Annotated in this window: 13 protein-coding genes; 5 read left to right on the top strand and 8 right to left on the bottom strand. The window is 39.7% G+C overall.

The window, feature by feature from the left end; genetic code table 11:
- Window positions 1-120 precede the first annotated feature (120 nt).
- Window positions 121-2,133, top strand: coding sequence for a DNA helicase Rep (gene rep / locus Q4575_RS09280; protein ID WP_215962492.1), 2,013 nt, complete (start codon window positions 121-123; stop codon window positions 2,131-2,133).
- A gap of 126 nt (window positions 2,134-2,259) precedes the next feature.
- On the opposite strand, the gene Q4575_RS09275 is transcribed toward rep, so the two are convergent.
- On the bottom strand, window positions 2,260-2,655 hold the full coding sequence (locus tag Q4575_RS09275) for a cytochrome c5 family protein (RefSeq protein WP_215962491.1): 396 nt from the start codon (window positions 2,653-2,655) through the stop codon (window positions 2,260-2,262).
- Window positions 2,656-3,192: 537 nt separating this feature from the next.
- On the opposite strand from Q4575_RS09275, the gene polA reads away from it, so the two are divergent.
- The gene (gene polA, locus Q4575_RS09270) at window positions 3,193-5,979 is read left to right on the top strand and encodes a DNA polymerase I (protein WP_303522549.1); all 2,787 of its coding nucleotides are present in this window, start codon (window positions 3,193-3,195) and stop codon (window positions 5,977-5,979) included.
- Window positions 5,980-6,827: 848 nt separating this feature from the next.
- Here the strand turns inward: polA and yihA are convergent.
- A complete protein-coding gene (gene yihA / locus Q4575_RS09265) occupies window positions 6,828-7,481 on the bottom strand; it encodes a ribosome biogenesis GTP-binding protein YihA/YsxC (RefSeq protein ID WP_215962629.1) in 654 nt (217 codons plus the stop codon).
- A gap of 188 nt (window positions 7,482-7,669) precedes the next feature.
- Here yihA and Q4575_RS09260 point away from each other — a divergent pair, with 188 nt between their 5' ends.
- The 3 genes from Q4575_RS09260 to Q4575_RS09250 all read left to right on the top strand — a co-directional run bounded on the left by Q4575_RS09260 (window position 7,670) and on the right by Q4575_RS09250 (window position 10,334).
- On the top strand, window positions 7,670-8,296 hold the full coding sequence (locus Q4575_RS09260) for a cytochrome c (protein WP_215962489.1): 627 nt from the start codon (window positions 7,670-7,672) through the stop codon (window positions 8,294-8,296).
- Window positions 8,297-9,304: 1,008 nt separating this feature from the next.
- A complete protein-coding gene (yihI, locus tag Q4575_RS09255) occupies window positions 9,305-9,877 on the top strand; it encodes a Der GTPase-activating protein YihI (RefSeq protein ID WP_215962488.1) in 573 nt (190 codons plus the stop codon).
- Between the two features lie 7 nt (window positions 9,878-9,884).
- Window positions 9,885-10,334 (top strand): DUF2489 domain-containing protein, encoded by a 450-nt coding sequence (locus Q4575_RS09250; protein ID WP_215962487.1) that lies wholly within the window; start codon window positions 9,885-9,887, stop codon window positions 10,332-10,334.
- Window positions 10,335-10,617: 283 nt separating this feature from the next.
- Here Q4575_RS09250 and Q4575_RS09245 read toward each other — a convergent pair whose 3' ends face one another.
- From Q4575_RS09245 to Q4575_RS09220, 6 genes are all read right to left on the bottom strand, one after another.
- Complete coding sequence (locus Q4575_RS09245; protein ID WP_303522546.1) at window positions 10,618-13,293, bottom strand: response regulator; 2,676 nt, start codon at window positions 13,291-13,293, stop codon at window positions 10,618-10,620.
- Window positions 13,294-13,301: 8 nt separating this feature from the next.
- A complete protein-coding gene (locus Q4575_RS09240) occupies window positions 13,302-15,680 on the bottom strand; it encodes a TonB-dependent receptor (protein WP_303522544.1) in 2,379 nt (792 codons plus the stop codon).
- 179 nt (window positions 15,681-15,859) lie between these two features.
- The gene (locus Q4575_RS09235; RefSeq protein WP_215962484.1) at window positions 15,860-17,089 is read right to left on the bottom strand and encodes a diguanylate cyclase; all 1,230 of its coding nucleotides are present in this window, start codon (window positions 17,087-17,089) and stop codon (window positions 15,860-15,862) included.
- A 101-nt stretch (window positions 17,090-17,190) separates the two neighbouring features.
- Window positions 17,191-19,284, bottom strand: a complete 2,094-nt coding sequence (gene recG / locus Q4575_RS09230) for an ATP-dependent DNA helicase RecG (RefSeq protein WP_303522542.1) — start codon at window positions 19,282-19,284, stop codon at window positions 17,191-17,193.
- Between the two features lie 2 nt (window positions 19,285-19,286).
- Window positions 19,287-20,069, bottom strand: a complete 783-nt coding sequence (gene trmH, locus Q4575_RS09225; RefSeq protein WP_215962482.1) for a tRNA (guanosine(18)-2'-O)-methyltransferase TrmH — start codon at window positions 20,067-20,069, stop codon at window positions 19,287-19,289.
- Between the two features lie 7 nt (window positions 20,070-20,076).
- Window positions 20,077-20,466, bottom strand: a complete 390-nt coding sequence (locus Q4575_RS09220; protein WP_215962481.1) for a RidA family protein — start codon at window positions 20,464-20,466, stop codon at window positions 20,077-20,079.
- Between the last annotated feature and the right edge of the window lie 8 nt (window positions 20,467-20,474).

Below are 20,474 nucleotides of genomic sequence, written 5' to 3'. Positions count from 1 at the left end.
GTATAAGTTCATAATAAAAAGGCTAGTGCCAAGGCCGCAATTAATTTTACAGATTGGTATAAGTACCAACTAAGGCAAATTATTGGTAATATTCGGCTCCCAAAGTTCAAGGATATTTCCATGCGTTTAAACCCCGAACAAGAAGCTGCCGTCACGTTTGTTGATGGACCTTGTCTTGTGCTAGCCGGTGCAGGTTCCGGTAAAACTCGAGTTATTATTAATAAAATTTCTCATCTAATTGAACGTTGTGGGTTACCCGCAAATCAAATTGCAGCGGTAACATTTACTAACAAAGCGGCGCGGGAAATGCGCGAGCGAATTAAGCAGTCGATGGATCGTTCACGGATCAAAGGTTTAAAAATATCAACCTTTCATACGCTTGGCCTAGATATCATAAAAAAAGAAATAAAAACTCTGGGTTACAAATCCAATTTTTCCTTATTTGATGACCAAGATTGCTTCTCGTTGTTAAAGGAACTGACCGAACCTGAGCTAAAAGAAGATAAAGAAAGCATTTACCAACTGATCAATCGGATTTCGTCATGGAAAAATGACTTAATTTTGCCACAGCAGGCGCTTGATGAAGCAACAGACTCTGAAAATGCCCTTTACGCTGAACTTTACCATCGTTATCAATCACAAATGCGTGCCTACAACGCGTTGGATTTTGACGATCTAATTTTGATCCCTACGTTATTATTTAAAAATTATGATGAGGTACGAGAGCGGTGGCAAAAGAAAATACGTTATTTGCTGGTGGACGAATATCAAGATACCAATACCAGCCAATATGAATTAGTTAAGCTACTTGTCGGCGACAATGCTCGGTTTACGGTGGTCGGTGACGATGACCAATCGATATACTCCTGGCGAGGTGCGAGACCACAAAATTTAGTTTTACTTAGCAAAGATTTTCCGGCATTGCGGCTAATTAAACTTGAAATGAATTATCGGTCGGTTGGATGTATTTTGCATGCTGCAAATGTGCTAATTGATAAAAACCCACATGTATTTGATAAAAAGCTCAAAGCGCATGCAGAATATGGTGATCCAATTCGGGTTATCCAAACTAAAAATGAAGAACATGAAGCTGAGCGAGTTATCGCTGAGATCATAGCTCACCGATTTACCAATAAAACCCATTATGGTGACTATGCGATTTTATATCGAGGCAATCATCAGTCTCGTATCTTTGAAAAATTGCTTATGTCTAACCGTATTCCATACAAAATTAGCGGCGGTACATCGTTTTTCTCTCGACCAGAGATTAAAGACATCATGGCGTATTTACGCTTATTGGTGAATCAAGATGACGATAATGCATTTTTACGGATTATCAATACGCCACGACGTCAAATTGGTCCTGTAACATTGCAAAAACTTGGTCATTTAGCCAATGACAAACATATCAGTTTATTTGAAGCGGCATTTGATAATGCTTTTATGGGAATGATATCCGGACCGGCTAAATCCGCTATTCAGTATTTTACCCGTTGGATTGTGGAGCTAAGCGATCAGGTATTGCGAAGCGAGCCTAAAGAAGCCGTTAAAGACATGTTAAAAGGGATTCATTACGAAGACTGGTTGTTTGAAACCAGTGCCAGCCCGAAAGCCGCAGAGATGCGTATGAAAAATGTCAGCGAGCTTTATAGCTGGGTAAATCAGATGTTGGACGGTGATGATGAACATGAACCATTATCTTTAGCAGAGGTGGTTACAAAACTGACTCTACGAGACATGATGGAGCGTAACGAAGAAGACGAAGCTGATAACCAAGTCCAGTTGATGACAATGCACGCGTCTAAGGGGCTCGAATTTCCGTATGTGTTTATGGTTGGGATGGAAGAGGGATTGTTGCCTCACCAATCGAGCATTGACGAAGAAAACATAGAGGAAGAACGTCGATTAGCTTATGTTGGTATCACCAGAGCACAAACTCAACTGTTTTTAACTTACGCTAAAGAGCGTCGTCAATACGGTGAAACGATCACAACCGAACCATCTCGCTTTTTGGATGAGCTTGATCAAAAAGATTTACGCTGGGAAAAGTCAGGGCAGCAGGTTTCTGAAGAACACAGAAAAGAGAAAAATAAAGCGAATATTGCAAATTTGAGAGCGATGTTAAAAAAATAGCAACATAGGCTAAAACAAAGCTGAAAGTGTTATCCGCAGTCGAATATGAGTAGCGGCACAAAAATTGTGAATAAAAAAGCGAGCATTGTGAGGACACTCAATTGCTCGCTTTTTTTGGCGAAGATCTTACTTAGATCCGTCTACCATATATTCAACCGCCGATTTAATTTCGTCGTCTGAACACGCCATACAACCACCTTTAGGCGGCATTGCGTTGAATCCGTTAAGTGCGTGCTTTGTTAATACCTCTAAGCCTTGTGCAACGCGAGGACCCCAAGCGCCAGCATCACCCATTTTTGGTGCACCCATAACGCCAGAACCATGACAAGCAGTACAAGATGTGTTGTAAACTTGTTCCGCTGTTTTTGGGCCTGTATCAGCCGCTTCTGCAGGCTCAGCGCCTTCTAAATAAAGCTGACCAACTGGTTTAATTCGTTCAGCAATTTCGTCTTTTGTCGATTCGCCAGCTTGGGCAAATGTTACAAACAAAATAGACACTAATATAACAAGCAGTTTTTTCATCTTGAATCACCTATGATTTTGCGGGATAGCAATAATTATCCTGCACATTCTACCTATAGAAATAACCCTTGCAATATTATTGATTTATATATTGAAAATATTTCTACTTTTTGTCCCATTATTAAAGCAGGAATCCACAAAATGTAAAAAGAATAACGAATCTAAGTGACGATCAAAAAAAATATATAAAAAGATCTAGATCAATGATCTTTTTATGTGTAAATTATTCATCCCTCGAGCGGGGATTGATTCGTCCAGCCGTTTTGTTTCTGGCCGCATATAATAAAAAAAATAATAATATAGCGGAGCCTAGTCTCGTATATTTATTTCAAAAACAATTTAAATAAGCTATTCCATTGACTTAAAATCGCAGTGGGTGGTGTGCTATGGAAAAATGGTTATTAACAAAGTTATCCACAGGCATAACGCGTTATTTATATCCGATCAATATTTTGTAAATCATTCATATAGCGGGATTGCCACGTTTATGGCATCCTTATGCCCTAAATAATCCATCGCCTAATGGAAACAATCCACATGACTACTTCTGACTATAAACCACTCGTGCTAGTCGACGGTTCTTCGTACCTTTTTCGTGCATATCATGCGCCACCTCATCTCACAAATTCGAAAGGCGAATCCACAGGTGCAATCTATGGCGTCGTAAACATGCTAAAGAGTTTGATCCGTCAATATTCGCCAGATCGCATGATCATGATCTTCGATGCTAAAGGACCAACATTCAGAAACGAAATGTATTCTGAGTACAAAGCCAATCGTCCACCGATGCCAGATGACTTAAGAACGCAAATTGAACCGTTGCACAAAATAATCAGGGCAATGGGAATTCCTCTTGTTTCGATACCGGGCGTAGAAGCCGATGATGTCATTGGGACCATTGCACAGCAACAAGCGGACTTAGGACACGATGTTTTAATAAGTACCGGTGATAAAGACATGGCGCAATTAGTTAACGACAAAGTAACGCTAATTAATACCATGACAAATACCCTATTGACCCCTGATGCGGTTGTTGAAAAATTTGGTGTCGCGCCCGAACTCATTATCGACTACCTCGCATTGATGGGAGATAAAGTTGACAATATTCCTGGTATACCAGGTGTTGGTGATAAAACGGCGGTAGCCTTATTACAGGGATTAGGCAGTATTGAAAATATCTACCAAAACTTAGATAAAGTTGCTGGTCTTGGTTTTAGAGGTTCTAAAACCATGGTCGCTAAGTTGGAAGATAATAAAGAACAACTGCAGTTATCATACGAATTAGCCACGATTAAGATGGATGTCGAACACGACTGTCCAGATGAAGCTATGACATTAGGTTCACCCGACAAGCAAAAACTCGCTGAGCTTTACGCTGAATGTGAATTTAAGCGATGGTTAAAAGAAGTTTTATCTGGTGGAGCAACCCCGCCGCCAGTCGGCCAGACCAAGCAAGATGTCACGAAAATAATCGATGAAGAAGTGAAGTCGGTTGTTATTAATCAAGAGAAATATTTAACTATCTTTACATTGGAGCAGTGGCAGCAATGTTTGGATGAAATAAATCAAGTTGGCCTAATTGCGTTTGATACAGAAACGACCTCATTAGATTATATGGAAGCTAAACTCGTTGGTTTCTCCATGGCCTATGAGTGGCAAGGGGACATCAAAGCGTTTTATGTGCCACTTGCGCATGATTATGAGGACGCGCCGGAGCAACTATCTTTAGAAAGCGTATTTGACTCACTATCTGCACTTTTAATGGACAACAATGTTAAAAAGGTTGGGCAAAATCTTAAATATGATATGAATGTCCTCATTAAATACGACCTAAATATTGCAGGCATAGTAGGTGACACTATGTTGCAGTCGTATATATTTAACAGTACGGCTACCCGTCATGATATGGGGAGCCTAGCGCTAAAATATTTAGGGCATAACTGTGTCTCTTTTGAAGATATTGCCGGTAAAGGCGCGAAGCAGATCACATTTAATCAAATTGAATTAGAAAAAGCGGCACAATATGCAGCGGAAGATGCCGACATCACATTGCGCTTATTTTTCTATTTTAATGAGCAATTCGACAAAGTTCCTCGCTTAAAAGAACTTCTCGCTGACATTGAACTTGCGGTTATGCCAGTCTTAACGCAAATGGAACAAAGCGGCGTATTGATTGATGCTGATCACTTGCATGGCCTTAGTAGCGAATTTGCAATTAAACTTGAAGAATTAGAACGAAAAGCCCATGACGTTGCAGGTGAAGTATTTAATTTAGCGTCTACGAAACAACTACAAGTGATCCTATTTGATAAAATGGGCATAACGCCGCTTAAGAAAACTCCTAAGGGAGCGCCTTCAACAGCGGAAGATGTACTACAAGAATTGTCGTTGACTCATGAATTACCGAAACTAATTTTAGAACACCGTGGTTTAAGTAAGCTTAAGTCGACATACACAGACAAACTGCCTTCGATGATTAAGCCTAGCACAGGGCGCGTCCATACGTCATACCACCAAGCTGTGGCCGCGACAGGACGCTTGAGCTCAACCGATCCTAATTTGCAAAATATTCCGATTCGTAATACCAATGGTCGTCGAATAAGAGAAGCATTTATTGCCCCTGAAGGTAAGCAAATCGTCGCGATAGATTATTCGCAAATAGAACTGCGGATCATGGCGCATTTAAGTGGTGATGAATCGTTGGTTAATGCGTTTGCGAATAACCAGGATATTCATAGAGCCACGGCTTCGGAAGTGTTTGCGACACCATTTGCTGAGGTTACAAACAACCAACGACGAGCGGCTAAGGCAGTTAACTTTGGACTTATATATGGCATGTCGGCGTTTGGTCTTGCACAACAGTTAGATATTAAACGTTCTGAGGCTCAAGACTATATCGACAAATATTTTGAGCGTTTCCCTGGTGTACTAACCTATATGGAAACCACACGTCAAAATGCCGAGAAAAATGGCTTTGTTGAAACCATTTTTGGTCGTCGACTTTATTTACCAGACATTACTGCTCGTAATGTACCAAGGCGCAAAGCAGCGGAACGTGCCGCAATTAATGCGCCTATGCAAGGTACTGCGGCTGACATTATTAAATTGGCAATGATCTCTGTTAGCCAGTGGATAAAAGAAAACGCCGCCGATGATGTGAAAATGGTAATGCAAGTCCACGATGAATTAGTATTTGAAATTTCAGAAAGTAAGTTGGATATGTATGTGTCAACGTTAGTGAACCTGATGGAACAAGCAGCCTCACTCAATGTGCCATTAATTGCGGAAGCAGGGATAGGCGAGAATTGGGACCAAGCTCATTAACAAAAGATTGAACCTAGGTATAAGATAGAATTATTTTATGTAAGTAAATTACATAATTTTATTACACAACCCTTGCTTTATTAATGAGCAAATATTATGCTTTATGGCGTAGGGTACAGACGTAAGATGTTCTATCTTTCAGACCTTTTATTTCATAATATGAAATAGGCTTAAATTGCCGCCTCATCCTTTGGATGGGGCTTTTTTTTGTCTGAAATTTAGTGGGTGAGTATTATTTGTTCGTGGAGTTAATTTATTTAATCTTTAATATTTCTTTATTATCAAATAGTTATGTATTATTTAGTAATATAAACTCAGGTTTTTTAGAGTAATGACTTTACTTTTTATTTGAAAACGCTATTATAGCTACAGTCGCTCTTTGAGCAGACCCTGTTGATATTGACGAGAATTTTTATAGCCTCTCCCCTTATTGCTATGACCGGTGCCAAAAGCATCGGTTTTTTTTTGCCAAAAATAAAGTTTTACGGTTTTTACCGACAGTTATGTTATTTAACTACATTTGAAGGGCGTTTTTTAATCACTTTACAAGAAGGTAAGTGTAATCTGATCTCTCAATTACTTTGAACTACAAATTTTCCGCTCGATACTTATTATCCTTTAGGCTTCAACCTGCCACGCTGCACCACAAGCTAGCGTGGGTTTAGGCAATTTTTGCATTTCAATTCTCGTTCTAATTTTGTTCAATCTCAATGTGCAGCCAATTGACTTAACTATATTAAGTGGGATTGTTATTGGTGATATAACGCTTGGTTGAAACTCAATATAAAAAAAAGCGCCAACGTAGGCGCTTTAGAAACTGACTTAACTAGCTAATAAGATCAAAATTACTATTTATTGGTGTTTTGCTCGGCTTTTTTATCAGCAATTTTGTCGCCAAGTAATTCGTCTGCAGATAACCATTCATCTAATTTTTTAGATAACTGCGGGATACCTTGTTTTTTCAAAGATGAAAACAACTCAACAGTCACGTCTCCTTGGAATGCCAACGATGCTTCGCGAATTTTAAGCAATTCGCCTTTTTGTTTACCCGACTTAAATTTGTCGGCTTTAGTTAACAGAACTAACACAGATAATTGACTATGAACCGCCCAATGAATTAAATCTTGATCGAGTTCTTTCATCGGATGACGAATATCCATTAATACCACCAACCCTTTAAGGCAGGTTCTTTTTTCTAGGTATTCTGAAAGTGAGCGTTGCCACTTTAATTTCATCTCCAATGGTACTTTTGCATAGCCGTAACCAGGTAAGTCGACTAAACGACGGTCAGGCGCGTCCAAAGAAAAAACATTGATTAATTGTGTTCGGCCAGGTGTTTTACTGGTACGAGCCAATCCTGTTTGTTCGGTAAGTGTATTGAGTGAACTAGACTTACCGGCGTTCGAACGTCCAGCAAAGGCAACTTCGTATCCTTGATCGGCTGGCAGTTTCGAAATATCCGGTGCAGACGTTAAAAACGCCGCCTTTCTGTAGTTAATAATAGATCGTGACACAAAAATTCCTCGATTAATTTAGCCGAATGTCAGAAATTCAAAGACTTGGCCTAAAATAACCGTCTTAAGAATCTTCCACATTGTGACATTTGGTGTAGAATACGTTAATTATACTCTTTGCGTGAACTGCTTCATAGCCAAAGGAAATGAGATAACTTTAAAACAGAGAATAAAATATGAGAAATATCGCATTATCACTCACTTTGCTTTTCGGACTCATCAGTTCTGCCAATGCTGTAACCGGCGACGCTGAAGCAGGGAAAACTAAGTCAGTTACCTGTGGCGCATGTCATGGACCAGATGGTAACAGCACTTTGGCAATGTATCCAAAGATAGCAGGACAACATGCTGATTATATTTATAAACAGCTAAAAGAATTTAAATTAGGAATGGAAACCGGCGGCAAGCAAGGTCGCTACGATGTCGCGATGAGTGGTATGGCCATGCCTTTAAATGATCAAGACATGAAAGATCTTGCCGTTTATTTTTCAAATCAAACAACTAAGTCGGGTTCTACACCAGAAAATGTTGTTGAAGAAGGCGAGTCATTATATCGCGGTGGTGATATGGAACGCGGTATTCCGGCATGTATCGCATGTCATGGACCACGTGGTGTTGGTCAAAGCTTAGCGGGCTTTCCTAAAGTATCGTTTCAGCACCCTGAATACCTTAAGTTACAGCTAGAAAAATTCCGTTCTGGTGATCGTAAGAATGACATGAATGGCATGATGCAAGATATCGCTGTGAAATTAACAGACAAAGATATTGAAATATTATCTAAGTACTTGTCTGGTCTTCACTAGTCATTGTATTTAAGCTTAATCAGTATAAAACTGATTAAAGAAAAGGCGCCTCTTAGGCGCTTTTTTTATGTTTAATAACTAATGAACTATATATACGAAATGGTCATAATGGCATTTTTATTACGTGAAGCAGTATTAGACCGGTATATTGGAATAAAATTTCATTCTAAAATCAGCATATCCCACCAATATGGGGCAAAATAGGAAAAATTAGTGGAATATTTGTGAGATATATCTCAATTTTACTATGAGATAAGTCCCAAAAAATATACCGAGAATAGCTCAATCCGTTGAAATATATAGATAAGTTAATTGGTTCATTAAATAAATGTAAAAAAATGTTAATTAAAGGTTGAGAGTTTTTGGGATAGGAGTAAATTAATCCCCGTTGCCACGCAGCGAATAAAAAAACGGATAAGTTTCAAGGAAGTCACAGTGGTGATTGCTAACAATAACTCAGGTGAGTTCACACGGAAGATTGAATAAAGTGTCATGATGACCGATAAAAAATAAAAACATATATGGACATTAAATAAAAAGAATACGGAAAATTTATCTAGTGACGAGACAAGGTGTCGTGCGTTCGGAAGGATTATCGAAGTAAAATAGGAGAGGTGCCAATATATTTTTGGCGACTGATATAAATTTAAGGCGATGGCTGTCACACTATCGCCTTTTTTATTGCCTGAAATTCAACAAACCAGTAAAATCCCCATAATATCAATTCATCTAATATTTTTTGCATTCAGTGGGAATTAATAAGTATTTGGACAAGCGATGGTTAAAAGCGCAGCTTTTTTGCGTCTAAATTCATAACTTGCGGCATAATTGCTTGTTAAACGTATGAAAAGCAAATGCTTAAAGTGTTTTATTTGTTATTCAAAGTTTAAAAAGTTTCGACCTTAAATGCTCGTGATCTGAACTGGTGATTTTGTATAACTGAATAAAAAGTATTAGATCAATTGATATAAATTATAATGTCTTCTAATCCCTCACCCGGAGTAAATAATGACTCGTCAGAAAAAAAGTAGAAAAGTTGGTCAAATTGGGATCAGAAAGCAAGAAACCCGTCCCGCAGATAAAAAAGAATCGGGTAGAAAAAAAACGCATAAGGGTCAGAAATCAGGCTCACGTAATAGTTTAGTTGATGGCAAAGTTGCTAACTCTGCTAATACAGCCGGTTCTGGGAAAAAGCTAAATAAGAAATTGGGTAGTAAAATCAAAATTGATTTAGTGCCTAAAAAGCCAGTTAAAGAAGTGGAAGTGGTTCACGGTGTACCAGGTGTTAAACTTGAAAAAATTCAACCAGTCACATTAACGCCAGCAGAAGAATTTGCTGCGCTGGAAAATGATGAGCTACTTATAGCACTTGCCGAACGTGTTGAAGCAGGTGAATTGCTGACAGGTAAGGACGCAAAGTACTTTAACCGCAATATGAATCGTTACGACGAACTCGCTGAGAAGCTTGGACTTGTAGACGATATTGATGACGAAGATGAATACGACGAAGAAGAGTACGTAGACCCATTAGAATCGCTTGGCGGTGATGAGTGGAGTGATTTGATGGATAAGGATAAGTAAGCTTACTATGTGGTATGCAGTAATCGCAGTAGCCGTTTTAGTGGTAATTGGTTTGGCATATTACGCCGGACAGTTGTTATGGCAGGTACAAGAGCAAAAAAAGCAACAACAAGCTAAACTTGAGAAGCGTAAAACCTATCTAACAGATAGTATCAAACATATCGCTTTGGCAATGCAGGCTGAGCAATGTGAATATTCTGAAGGAGTGTTGCGAATATGGGTTTTGCTTGAGCATTATAAGCGAGACGCTCAGCTCGATGCAGACTATTACACCTTATACCCAGGTTTTGCAGGTCTATATGAAATTATTAAAGATATGCCAACACATGAAGCTCGTAAAAAGCTGACTAAAAAAGAAATGGCTAAAATGGATATGACCCGTTGGCAAGCAGAGCAACAACTAGAGTCGCAAATTACCGAAGATTTAACTAAAATCATTGAAGAATTTGCAAGTTAATTTCAATTTTCTAATTGATCCTAAAAAGCAGTATTTTGGATAAATACTGCTTTTTACATTTAAGAATCAAAAAAACTGCAAACCAAGCGAAACCAAGAAAAACCAAAGACAAAACCAAGCCCAAACCAAACCAAACCCAAACCCAAACCCAAACCCAAACCCCAAAGCGCCTCCAGCTTTATTTATACCCTTTTAAAGTTGTAGTCTGCTTATTCACTTAACAACTTTAATTTATGTCTCAGACCAACGCTAGAGGGCGATTAGAAAGACGGTTTCTCATCAACTACTTGCTATGCAACTTATTTTTTGCGGCAAGCTCAATAATAGTCAACTTCAATTGGTTAAAATCGACTGGTTTTGCGACGTGTGAATCCATACCATTTAATAGGTAATAATCGACGTCTTTCTTCATAACGTTAGCGGTTAATGCAATTATTGGAATCGAAGCTTGTTTTTTATTGTCTAGGGCTCGTATGAATTTTGCCGCCTCGATCCCGTCCATTATCGGCATGTGAATATCCATTAAGATGACATCAAATGTGTCTGACTTAACTAGGGTATCGATACATTCTTGCCCATTATTAACAATGGTTATATTGGCCTTAGCGTTGGTCAACATAGTTTTTATAACAATTTGATTAATTGGGTTGTCTTCTGCAACTAATATATTAAAACCAATTAGCGTTTTACTGTCGGTAATAAGTTGAGCATCAACTTCCGTATCATTAACCGCGCCTTTTATGGCATAAAATAATTTTGATTCTAAACATGGTTTTTGCAAAATCGACTTTATCGGAAGATCTGTTGAAGCACTTTCTATTATTGATAGGTCATAGGATGAAATAACGATAAATTTAGGCAGCTTGTTAAGCTGTAATGCTAATATGGCTTCAATAATTTGTTTGCCATCCATCTCAGGTAGAGTCCAATCTAATAAAACAGCATCGTAAGGATCTGGGTTATTAGATAAATGCGCGACAGCATCTTTACCATTGTCAAAGCTTGTCACTACAGCATTCATTTTTGTTAAATGAAGTTGCAAAACATCTAATGCTAATGGGTTATCGTCAACCACTAATAGTTTTAAAGGTGGCTCATAACGCTCATCTAAATCATCGACAATAATAATATTTTTATTTTGGCGAAACACCATAGAAGCAGTAAATGTACTGCCAACACCATATTCACTTTTAACGGTGATTTCACCACCCATTAACTGACACAATCGTTGACTAATAGCCAAGCCTAAACCCGTGCCGCCAAAATTACGCGTTGTTGATGTATCTGCTTGGGTAAACGCGACAAAAAGTCCTTTACGCTGTTCAGGTGTCAGTCCAATACCAGTATCAACAACTTCAAATCGAAGTGTAATGTCACTACTGCTGTCTGTCGGATCGACAAGTTCCATATATATATTGACCGTAACATTGCCTTTGTTGGTAAATTTAATTGCGTTAGAACAGAGATTTAACAGGACTTGATTGGTCCGGACGATATCTCCTAATAGATCCGGCTTTATGTCGCTCAAAATATTAATATTAAAATCTATGCCTTTTTCTTTTGCATTTTCATTGAGGGAATTATGAATAAAGTCGATCAATTTATAGATGGAAAATGGGACTGATTCGATTGCAATATTGCCCGATTCAATCTTAGAGAAATCCAAAATATCATTAATAACAGTCATCAAGTGATTAACTGAGGTGTCCATCTGCTTGATAAAATTACTCTGTTGTTTTGTTAATTCGGTTTCCAATAGAAGTTGAGAAAAGCCATATATACCGTTTAACGGTGTTCTAATTTCATGACTCATATTGGCAAGAAACTCAGATTTTATTTGTGCGGACTTCTCTGCATAGGTAACTGCCGATTCCAGTTGAACATTCTGATCATGCAGTTGCTCCGTTTTGACTTTAACTAATTGAGTCAATTTTGTTCGCTGATTCAAAATTTGAAAAATGAGCAAGGCAACTAGTGCAGACAAGGCGATGCCGGCAACCAAAATGCTCCTCAGAAGTTCAATTGATGTGTCTTCAAGTGCAACTTTTGGCAATATGATCAATTGCCATTGGCTACCTTCTACGTTTATTGTGCTTTGAAAACTTAATGGCGGCAGTTCAGTAGAGCTACGCTCGGATGCTGGGGTAAACTGTTTTTGTGGGTATTGGTAACAATTTCCGTTTTGGTCGAGGATCCTATAATTAAATTGGTCTAAAGACTGTTGAATTACGTTATTGCCAAAAATATCTTCAATATGCTGGCTTGATACAATTATCCCTTCAAAAGTAGTGCTACCGTTTTCTTGCTTTTTTATAATCGGTTGCATATGTAAAAAGAAAGGTTTTGAAATAAGGCCTGGTAAAGGTCCGGAAATACTACTGATGTAAGGTTGTTGGTTTTCTATTACGCGAAAAAACCTTGGGCCTACAGGCGACTGTGGCCTTATATTACGACCATAAAAATGGTTCTGTGTAGGCTGTGGAAATGTGTATTGAACGAAGTTGAGTCGATTTTGATGAATACTCGGAGGGGTGACAACGTTGCCATCAATAAGATCAAAAATAGCAAAGTCTGAAAATTGTGGTTGTGGGTTTTCTTTTATCTTGGCGATTGTTTCTTCTTTTTGGTCTAAATCTATAGACCGCAGAACAGAAAGCCTTCTACCGGCTGGAAACGTGGGATAAACACTTTCGATGAAATTGGAAAACTCGACGTAATTTACCCAATTGGAAGATGCAAATAGATTGGCAACAGATGTAACTTGAAAAAAAGATCGATTAAATTCTGAGGATATATCTCTAGCTCGCAAGTTTGCCTGTGATTGAAATTCGACATTTGCATTCATACGCTCTTGAGCTTGCTTTAAATCATAGAGATAAAAAGTACCAGCAAGGCCCAATAAAAAGACAATTAGCGTCAATATTTTTGAGGAATGTTTTTGTAAATTAAAGTATTTCATTTAGCATTCTAATCAAATAAGTATTCAAGTGTTATTCCAATTGTTTTAGGGTGGCTTTGCGCGCATAGCCTTACCAATTCGGTAGACGTGCCAGGGACAGTCGCACGTTCACTACAAAATTGTTCATCAGTTAAGTTTTTTACCCACAAATTTAACTGGTACTGTCTGTCATGGCCAAAGGTATAATTTACATTGGTATTTAGCAATGTGACGGCCGGCTCTGAAAAGTTTGCTTGCCAAATCGTGCTATTTTCACCAGCCAATGCATGGATATGTTGTTCGGCATAACTTAAGTGTAGCCGCAATTCTAATTCACTTTGAGAAAATTCAATTGTTTTCTCAATTGAGCCATTTAATGTTAATTCTGGCGCATTTGTTAGTTTGTTGCCAGCAACAACTTGGTTCTGAAACCCCACCTGTTGACTCTGCGGTAAATGGCTCACATCTAACTTAGCATCAGTCACTTCAGTATCTAACCAACTGATACCTAATTTAGCCTGTAAATTGGCGGCAATCAGCCAGTCAACTTCTACCTCAGCACCCGTTGACTTAGCTTCAGGTAAGTTAACGAGCGACGCATAAAGCTCCGCCGGATTACCTGGATTATACACTAGGTAAAACTGATAATTCTGCCAGTTGTTGGTAAAAACTGCGCCGTTAATCCGCAATCTATTGTTTAAAAACTGCGACTTCCACCCAGCTTCTAGCGTAATTAGTGTTTCAGGGAGAACGACTTTATCGAGTAATTTGTTGAATGTTATGGTTGTCGGGTTAGAATTTACCGCGCCCATTTTGAACCCCCGCGAAATTGAGGCGTATAACAAAGTGTCATCAATTATTTGATAATCAAGCGCCAGTTTGCCACCCCATTCGGAAAATGACTCATCAATATTTGCAGAGCCGCCGTAGCCATTGTTCGCGATTACAAATTGGTTTAATTCTTTAAACCCAACATAATCTTGATAAATATTAAAGTTAGGATTACCTAAACTGTACCAACCCAAAGTACCTAGTGGAAATGGGGTAGCGGGATCATCCATCATCATACCAGCGGAATTCACAGTAGGTGCTAACCCTTGATGGGTCCAGCGATAGCCGCCGGTAAACTGTAGTTTTTCCGTCAAAGATTGTGAGTATTGGCCATAAATTGATGTGGTTGTTGTATTGGTTTCAACAATTGCGGCTCGGTCAAATAAAGGGCCCCCTCCGGCATCATCGATTGCGTCATCTGGTCGGCCTTGAGTACCGGGGTCAATATAAGCGGCCTGTGCCAGGTCGCCGGTATCTTTATTGAAGGCCAAACCAACCAACCAAGCGGATTTTTGATTGGTCGATAGCAGTTGAAATTCCTGGGATAAATTATTGGTGTCCGTTGAGTTATAAGTCAGGGCTTGGAAAATCGCTGAAGGTATATTTTGTGATCCCCAGTCATCCATGCGCTCAGATTCAACGGTTTCAAACGATGTAATTGAGTTAAATTCCATTGAACTAAGTTGCCAATTAAGTTTGAAATATCCACCAAAGGCGGTGATGTCATTTCTTGGGTCGATAATACGTGACTGATTGTAAGCTAGGTCAATATTATCTATATCGATTGTGGGTTGTTCGTCAGTGCCTGAAACCAGCGTCTTCACGGCGGATATTTGATCCTGTGCACCGCCGTAAATACTCATATCTAGCTGAATATTTTGACTAAATTGATGTCGAAGATGGGCTCGAAACCCTTGTTTATCAACGTCGTTATATTCAGTATTATTACCAAGTTGTTTACTGGTCACTTGGCCGTCTGCTGTGTGATTAAAGAAGGACAGCCTAAGTCCTGTTGTGTCGTTTATAAATATATCGCTTGCGATATCAAAAAATCGACGATTAAAACTGCCGATGGAAAGCCTAGCAAAGCCGTTTAAGTCGGATTCAAGTTGAGGGGACGTGGACATAAATTTAATTGCCCCCCCAGTTGTATTTTTACCATAAAGGGTGTTTTGTGGGCCACGTAATACTTCAACGCGTTCAATATCATTTAATGTAAATGCCGCTAACATCGGGTTGTTAATTGCTACGTCATCAATATAAAGGCCAACAGCAGAAACCGAGGACAAATTAAAATCATCAAGCCCTATGCCACGAATAAAATAATTATGCATGCCACTGATCGCTCGGGTGGTATTTACATTTGGGATTAATTCCGCAATATCTTGGGATTGAGTGATCGACATTTTAGTCAGTTGAGCGCGGCTCAAAGTCGTAATTGAAATTGGCACTTGCTGCACCGACTCCACTCGTTTTTGGGCTGTTACTTCAATATGTTCAAGTTCGTGTTTATCCACAGCGTGAATGACATTGCAAAAAAACAATGCAGGGCAAGCAATGACGTGACGAATTCTCATGTGCGAAAGAAATCCTAGAAAATTATGAATATAAAGTATAGTTGACATTAGCAGAATAGTAAGTTGATTTGATATCCAATAATATAAAATATCTAAACTATACAACAATTTAGATATTTTATTATCGAATTTAAAATTACAGTGAGGGCAAACAAATTAGATAAAATGGCACATAAGTGTTATTGATTAGCGACAATTCTATTCCTGCCTGTGTCTTTTGCTTCGTAAAGTAGCTCGTCAGCCCGATTGATTAATTGGTCAAGGCTAGCAAATACTCCGCAAGTTAAGCCGATGCTTATTGTACAAGACACATTTTGACCATTGGCATTGATCGACATCGCAGCAAGCTCAAGCCTCAAGTCTTCCAATAAATCTTCCGCTTCATCTATAGGCATTGAGCCAAAGTGGACACTAAACTCTTCGCCACCTAATCGTGCAACGAGTTGTTCAGAAAAGTGTTTGGCGAGTAGGCTGGAAACTTCTTTTAGTACAACATCGCCAACTTCGTGTCCGTAGTTGTCATTTATCGATTTAAAAAAGTCGATATCTAACATTGCTAAAGTTTGATTCTCTTTTGATTTAACTAAGTGTGCCAAAGACTCAAAAAAGTATCTTCGATTATACAAAGCCGTTAAAAAGTCGGTATTGGCTTGTCGAGTGATGGTTTCGATATTTTCAATATATTCAATATTTTGCTGAACGCGGCAATAAAACTCTTCAGGACAAAATGGTTTTTTCAAAAAGTCATTTGCACCATTTTTAATGAACTTTGCCGTTAACGACGGATTGTCAGCGCCAGAAATACCAATGATGCTAATTTCATCTTTATTGTGTATTGCTCTGATCTCGTTACAAAGCTCTAGGCCGTTCATATTTGGCATTTCTTTATCAGTAATAACAAGCTTAATGTCGGGATTGGCTTTGAGTTGTTCTAATGCTTTTGAACCACTATTTGCGGTTAACACTTTGTAGTTATGTCGCACTAACAATCGACGTAAAAAGCTAAGTGCGCTTTGAGAATCGTCTACGACAAGCACTTTAACTCTTTCGTTTTTTTGGAGTCTTAAAATTAGATTGTGCAGATAATTGTAGGCTTGTTTACTTTCCTTGGTGATGTAATCAATGATTGGCAATTTCAGCATTTTGTCGCGAATGTCATCATCTAACATACCGGTCATAACAATGCCGGGAACTTTGTTCTCAAGTAGATAATGAATTGCTTCGCCATCCGGCGCGTCCGGCAGACTGTAGTCTATTATCGCGCAAAAGAACTCATTGAGAGCAACTTTGAGGTTTTTGAGCTCTTCAAACGTTGTTGCAGTTACAGGTTCAAATCCCGCCTTTTTAACTAAAAAAGAATGCAACTGAATAATAGGTAAACTGTCTTCGACGATTAATATTTTGTTCATAGACTTAATAATTTTTACTACGCTAAGTTAGAGTTAAGCACTATAAAAAGAGAACAGCAAGGCGAAGACAAGATTAGATTGTATCGGCAGGGCAATTTCTTTTATGCGTAACCGTAAAGGTTTTTTTCCCCAAGCCATCGAGTCATTAACTGTTCGGCTTCTTTGGGAGATTTTAATACTATGTGCTTTGCAATATTTGCCGCGGTTGGAATAAGCTCTGCATCGCGCTCTATATCGGCAATTTTAAAGTCGGCGAGGCCTGTTTGTTTTGTTCCTAATATTTCCCCGGCACCACGTATTTCCAAATCCTTTTGCGCAATGACAAAGCCATCATTAGATTCGCGCAAAACGGCTAATCGTTTTTGTGCCGTCTGAGTTAAAGGCGGGTTATATAACAAAACACAGTGCGACTTTAACGCACCGCGGCCAACTCGGCCACGTAATTGGTGTAATTGCGCTAACCCTAAGCGTTCAGGGTTTTCAATTATCATTAAACTGGCATTCGGAACGTCAACGCCAACTTCAATAACGGTTGTTGCAACTAGTAGGTTGATTGCCCCTGCTTTAAACTGCTCCATTACGTGCTGTTTTTCGTCCGCTTTCATTCTTCCGTGGACAAGACCTACGGTTAGATTTGACAAGGCTTGTTGCAACTCGATAGCAATTTCTTCAGCAGCTTGGCATTGCAAAACTTCACTTTCTTCAATCAGAGTACAGACCCAATAAGCCTGTTGCCCGGTTGTTTTGCACACTTCTTCCACCCTCGCGATAACGCTATCGCGCTTCGTATTAGGCATTGCTACAGTCGTAACCGGAGTTCGACCCGGTGGTAACTCGTCAATAACCGAACAATCTAAATCGGCGTAGGCCGTCATTGCTAGCGTTCGTGGAATTGGGGTTGCGGTCATTACTAATTGATGCGGAAAGTAAGTATGACCTGCATCGTGCCAAACGCCTTTATTTCTAAGTTCAAGTCGTTGGTGAACACCAAAGCGATGTTGTTCATCAATGATGATCATGGATAGTTGGTGAAACTCAACACTGTCTTGAAATATCGCGTGGGTCCCAATGATCATTTTAGCCTGACCATTGCCAATCACTTCTAATGCGAGTTTTTTTTCAGTCGCTTTTGCCTTACCCGCAATCCACGCGACTTCGATGCCAAGAGGCGCAAACCAATTGCGGAAATTGATCCAATGTTGTTCAGCCAATATTTCAGTGGGGGCCATTAAGGCGACTTGATGACCTTGTTGAATAACACTTAAAGCTGCAAGGGCGGCGACTAACGTTTTACCCGATCCAACATCGCCTTGTACAAGTCGTAACATTGGTTGCGGAAGCGCGAGATCCGCTTTAATTTGCGCAACAACTCGTTGTTGAGCGCCGGTTGGCGTAAAGGGTAATGTCGCAATAAATTGATTGTGCAGCGCATCGTTTGGCGTAAATTTGGTGGCTTTATCTGCCTGAACCTTTCGCTTGAGCGACAACATACTAATTTGGTGACTCACCAATTCCTCTAGCGCTAGACGTTGTTGTGCTGGGTGAATGCCGTCTTCTAACAAGTGATAAGGCGTGTCTACGGGTGGTCGATGGCAAAGTTCGAGTGCTTGTTTTATGGTAAATGAAAATGGCATTAAGCTTGGTTTAATAAGCTCTGTCACTTGATACTTTTGCAAACGTAGAAGGGCTTGTTCAGTGATCATGCGCAAAGTTGCTTGTTTTACCCCCTCGGTTGTGGGGTAAATTGGCGTCAACGTTTCTTCTAATTCAATAGGCGCGTCAGGGGTTATGGACTTATATTCTGGATGTATAATTTCAGGGCCACTGCGGCCACCTTTAATTTCGCCAAAACATTTTAACCACGTGCCGGGTTCGAGCTGATTTTTTTGTGCTGCACTAAAATTGAAAAATCGTAACGTCATGCCACCCGTTTTATCGGCAATTTTAACCAATAATATGCGTTTACGACCAAACTGAATTTGGCTACTGATCACCTCGCCCACAACAGAAACATGAGTCCCTACAACTGTATTTGAAATGGGGACTATGCGGCTACGGTCTTCGTAACGGATCGGGAGATGGAATAGGGCATCTTCAATTGAGTAGATATGGATCTTCGTTAGTTTTTCAGCAACTTTAGGCCCTATGCCTTTTAATGTCGTTACTGGAACAGATGCTAACGAAGAAATACGCATCGTTAATTACGCTTATCAGGCATTGGTAAAGGATCGAGTTCAAACTGCTGATCGCTATGGGTAAAGTCCACACGTTTCGATTTTTGTTCCGGGCTCAATAATGCAAAACGTTGCTTCAACGTTTGATACCAATCTGGGTCTGCTGCAATTTGGCCGTATTCATCTAGTGGGGGATATGGCGTTTGTGTGCGAACACATAACTCGGCATAAATTGGATGCCCACCTTCGAACAACATTTGATGACGAATCGATTTGTCGATTCGCGACTGGTTGTACATTCCCGCTTCTCGACGTTGCCGTTGTGCTTCGTACATTATTAATGCGCCTGCAACACTGACATTGAGTGATTCAACCATGCCATACATAGGCACAACAATATGGTGGTCGGCCATTTCTAATGCCTGTTCAGAAATGCCATCCCGCTCTTGTCCTAAGATCAGTGCCGTCGGTTTTGTATAGTCGATATCACGAAAATCCACTGCTTTATCAGACAAGTTAGTAGCAAGTACTTGCATGCCTTGTTGCTTAAACTGATTAATCGCTGTTGTGGTATCAGGCTGTTCGGTTACTTTCACCCACTTTTGGCTACCAGAGGCACGGCCACCACTAAGCCACCGACTTTCGGTCGTATAAATCGCATGGATATTGTGGATGCCGACGGCATCCGCCGTACGAATTATAGCTGATAAGTTATGGGTTTTATGGACCTGCTCCATACATACGGTTAAATCTGTCTGGCGTTTATCGAGCAGATCAGTGATCCGTTTAAATCTTTCTGGGGTCATAGGAGGATTAGCAGTCTGCTAATTCTAGAATACCGTCGATTTCAATTTGTACGCCTTTTGGCAAAGCAGATACCTGAACCGCGGCTCTTGCTGGGAAAGGTTCAGCAACAAATTTGGCCATGATTTCATTTACTTTCGCAAACTGACCTAAATCGGTTAGAAAGATATTGAGCTTAACTGCGTCTCCAAGTGAACTGCCGGCAGCTTCACAAACCGCTGCTAAGTTTTTAAAAACTTGCTCTGCTTGTTGTTCAAAATCTTCAGAGATCACTTCCATTGTTTCTGGTACCAACGGAATTTGACCTGACAAATATACTGTTGTGCCCGTTTTAATCGCTTGATTGTACGTACCTATCGCCGCTGGTGCGTTGTCTGTACTGATAACTACTCGAGTCATGTTCGTTC

It is taken from the genome of Psychrosphaera sp. 1_MG-2023, assembly GCF_030548245.1.
Lineage (GTDB): Bacteria > Pseudomonadota > Gammaproteobacteria > Enterobacterales > Alteromonadaceae > Psychrosphaera > Psychrosphaera algicola.
Note: the sequence above shows the minus strand (reverse complement) of the source record. Positions and strands in the feature narration are given on the sequence as shown.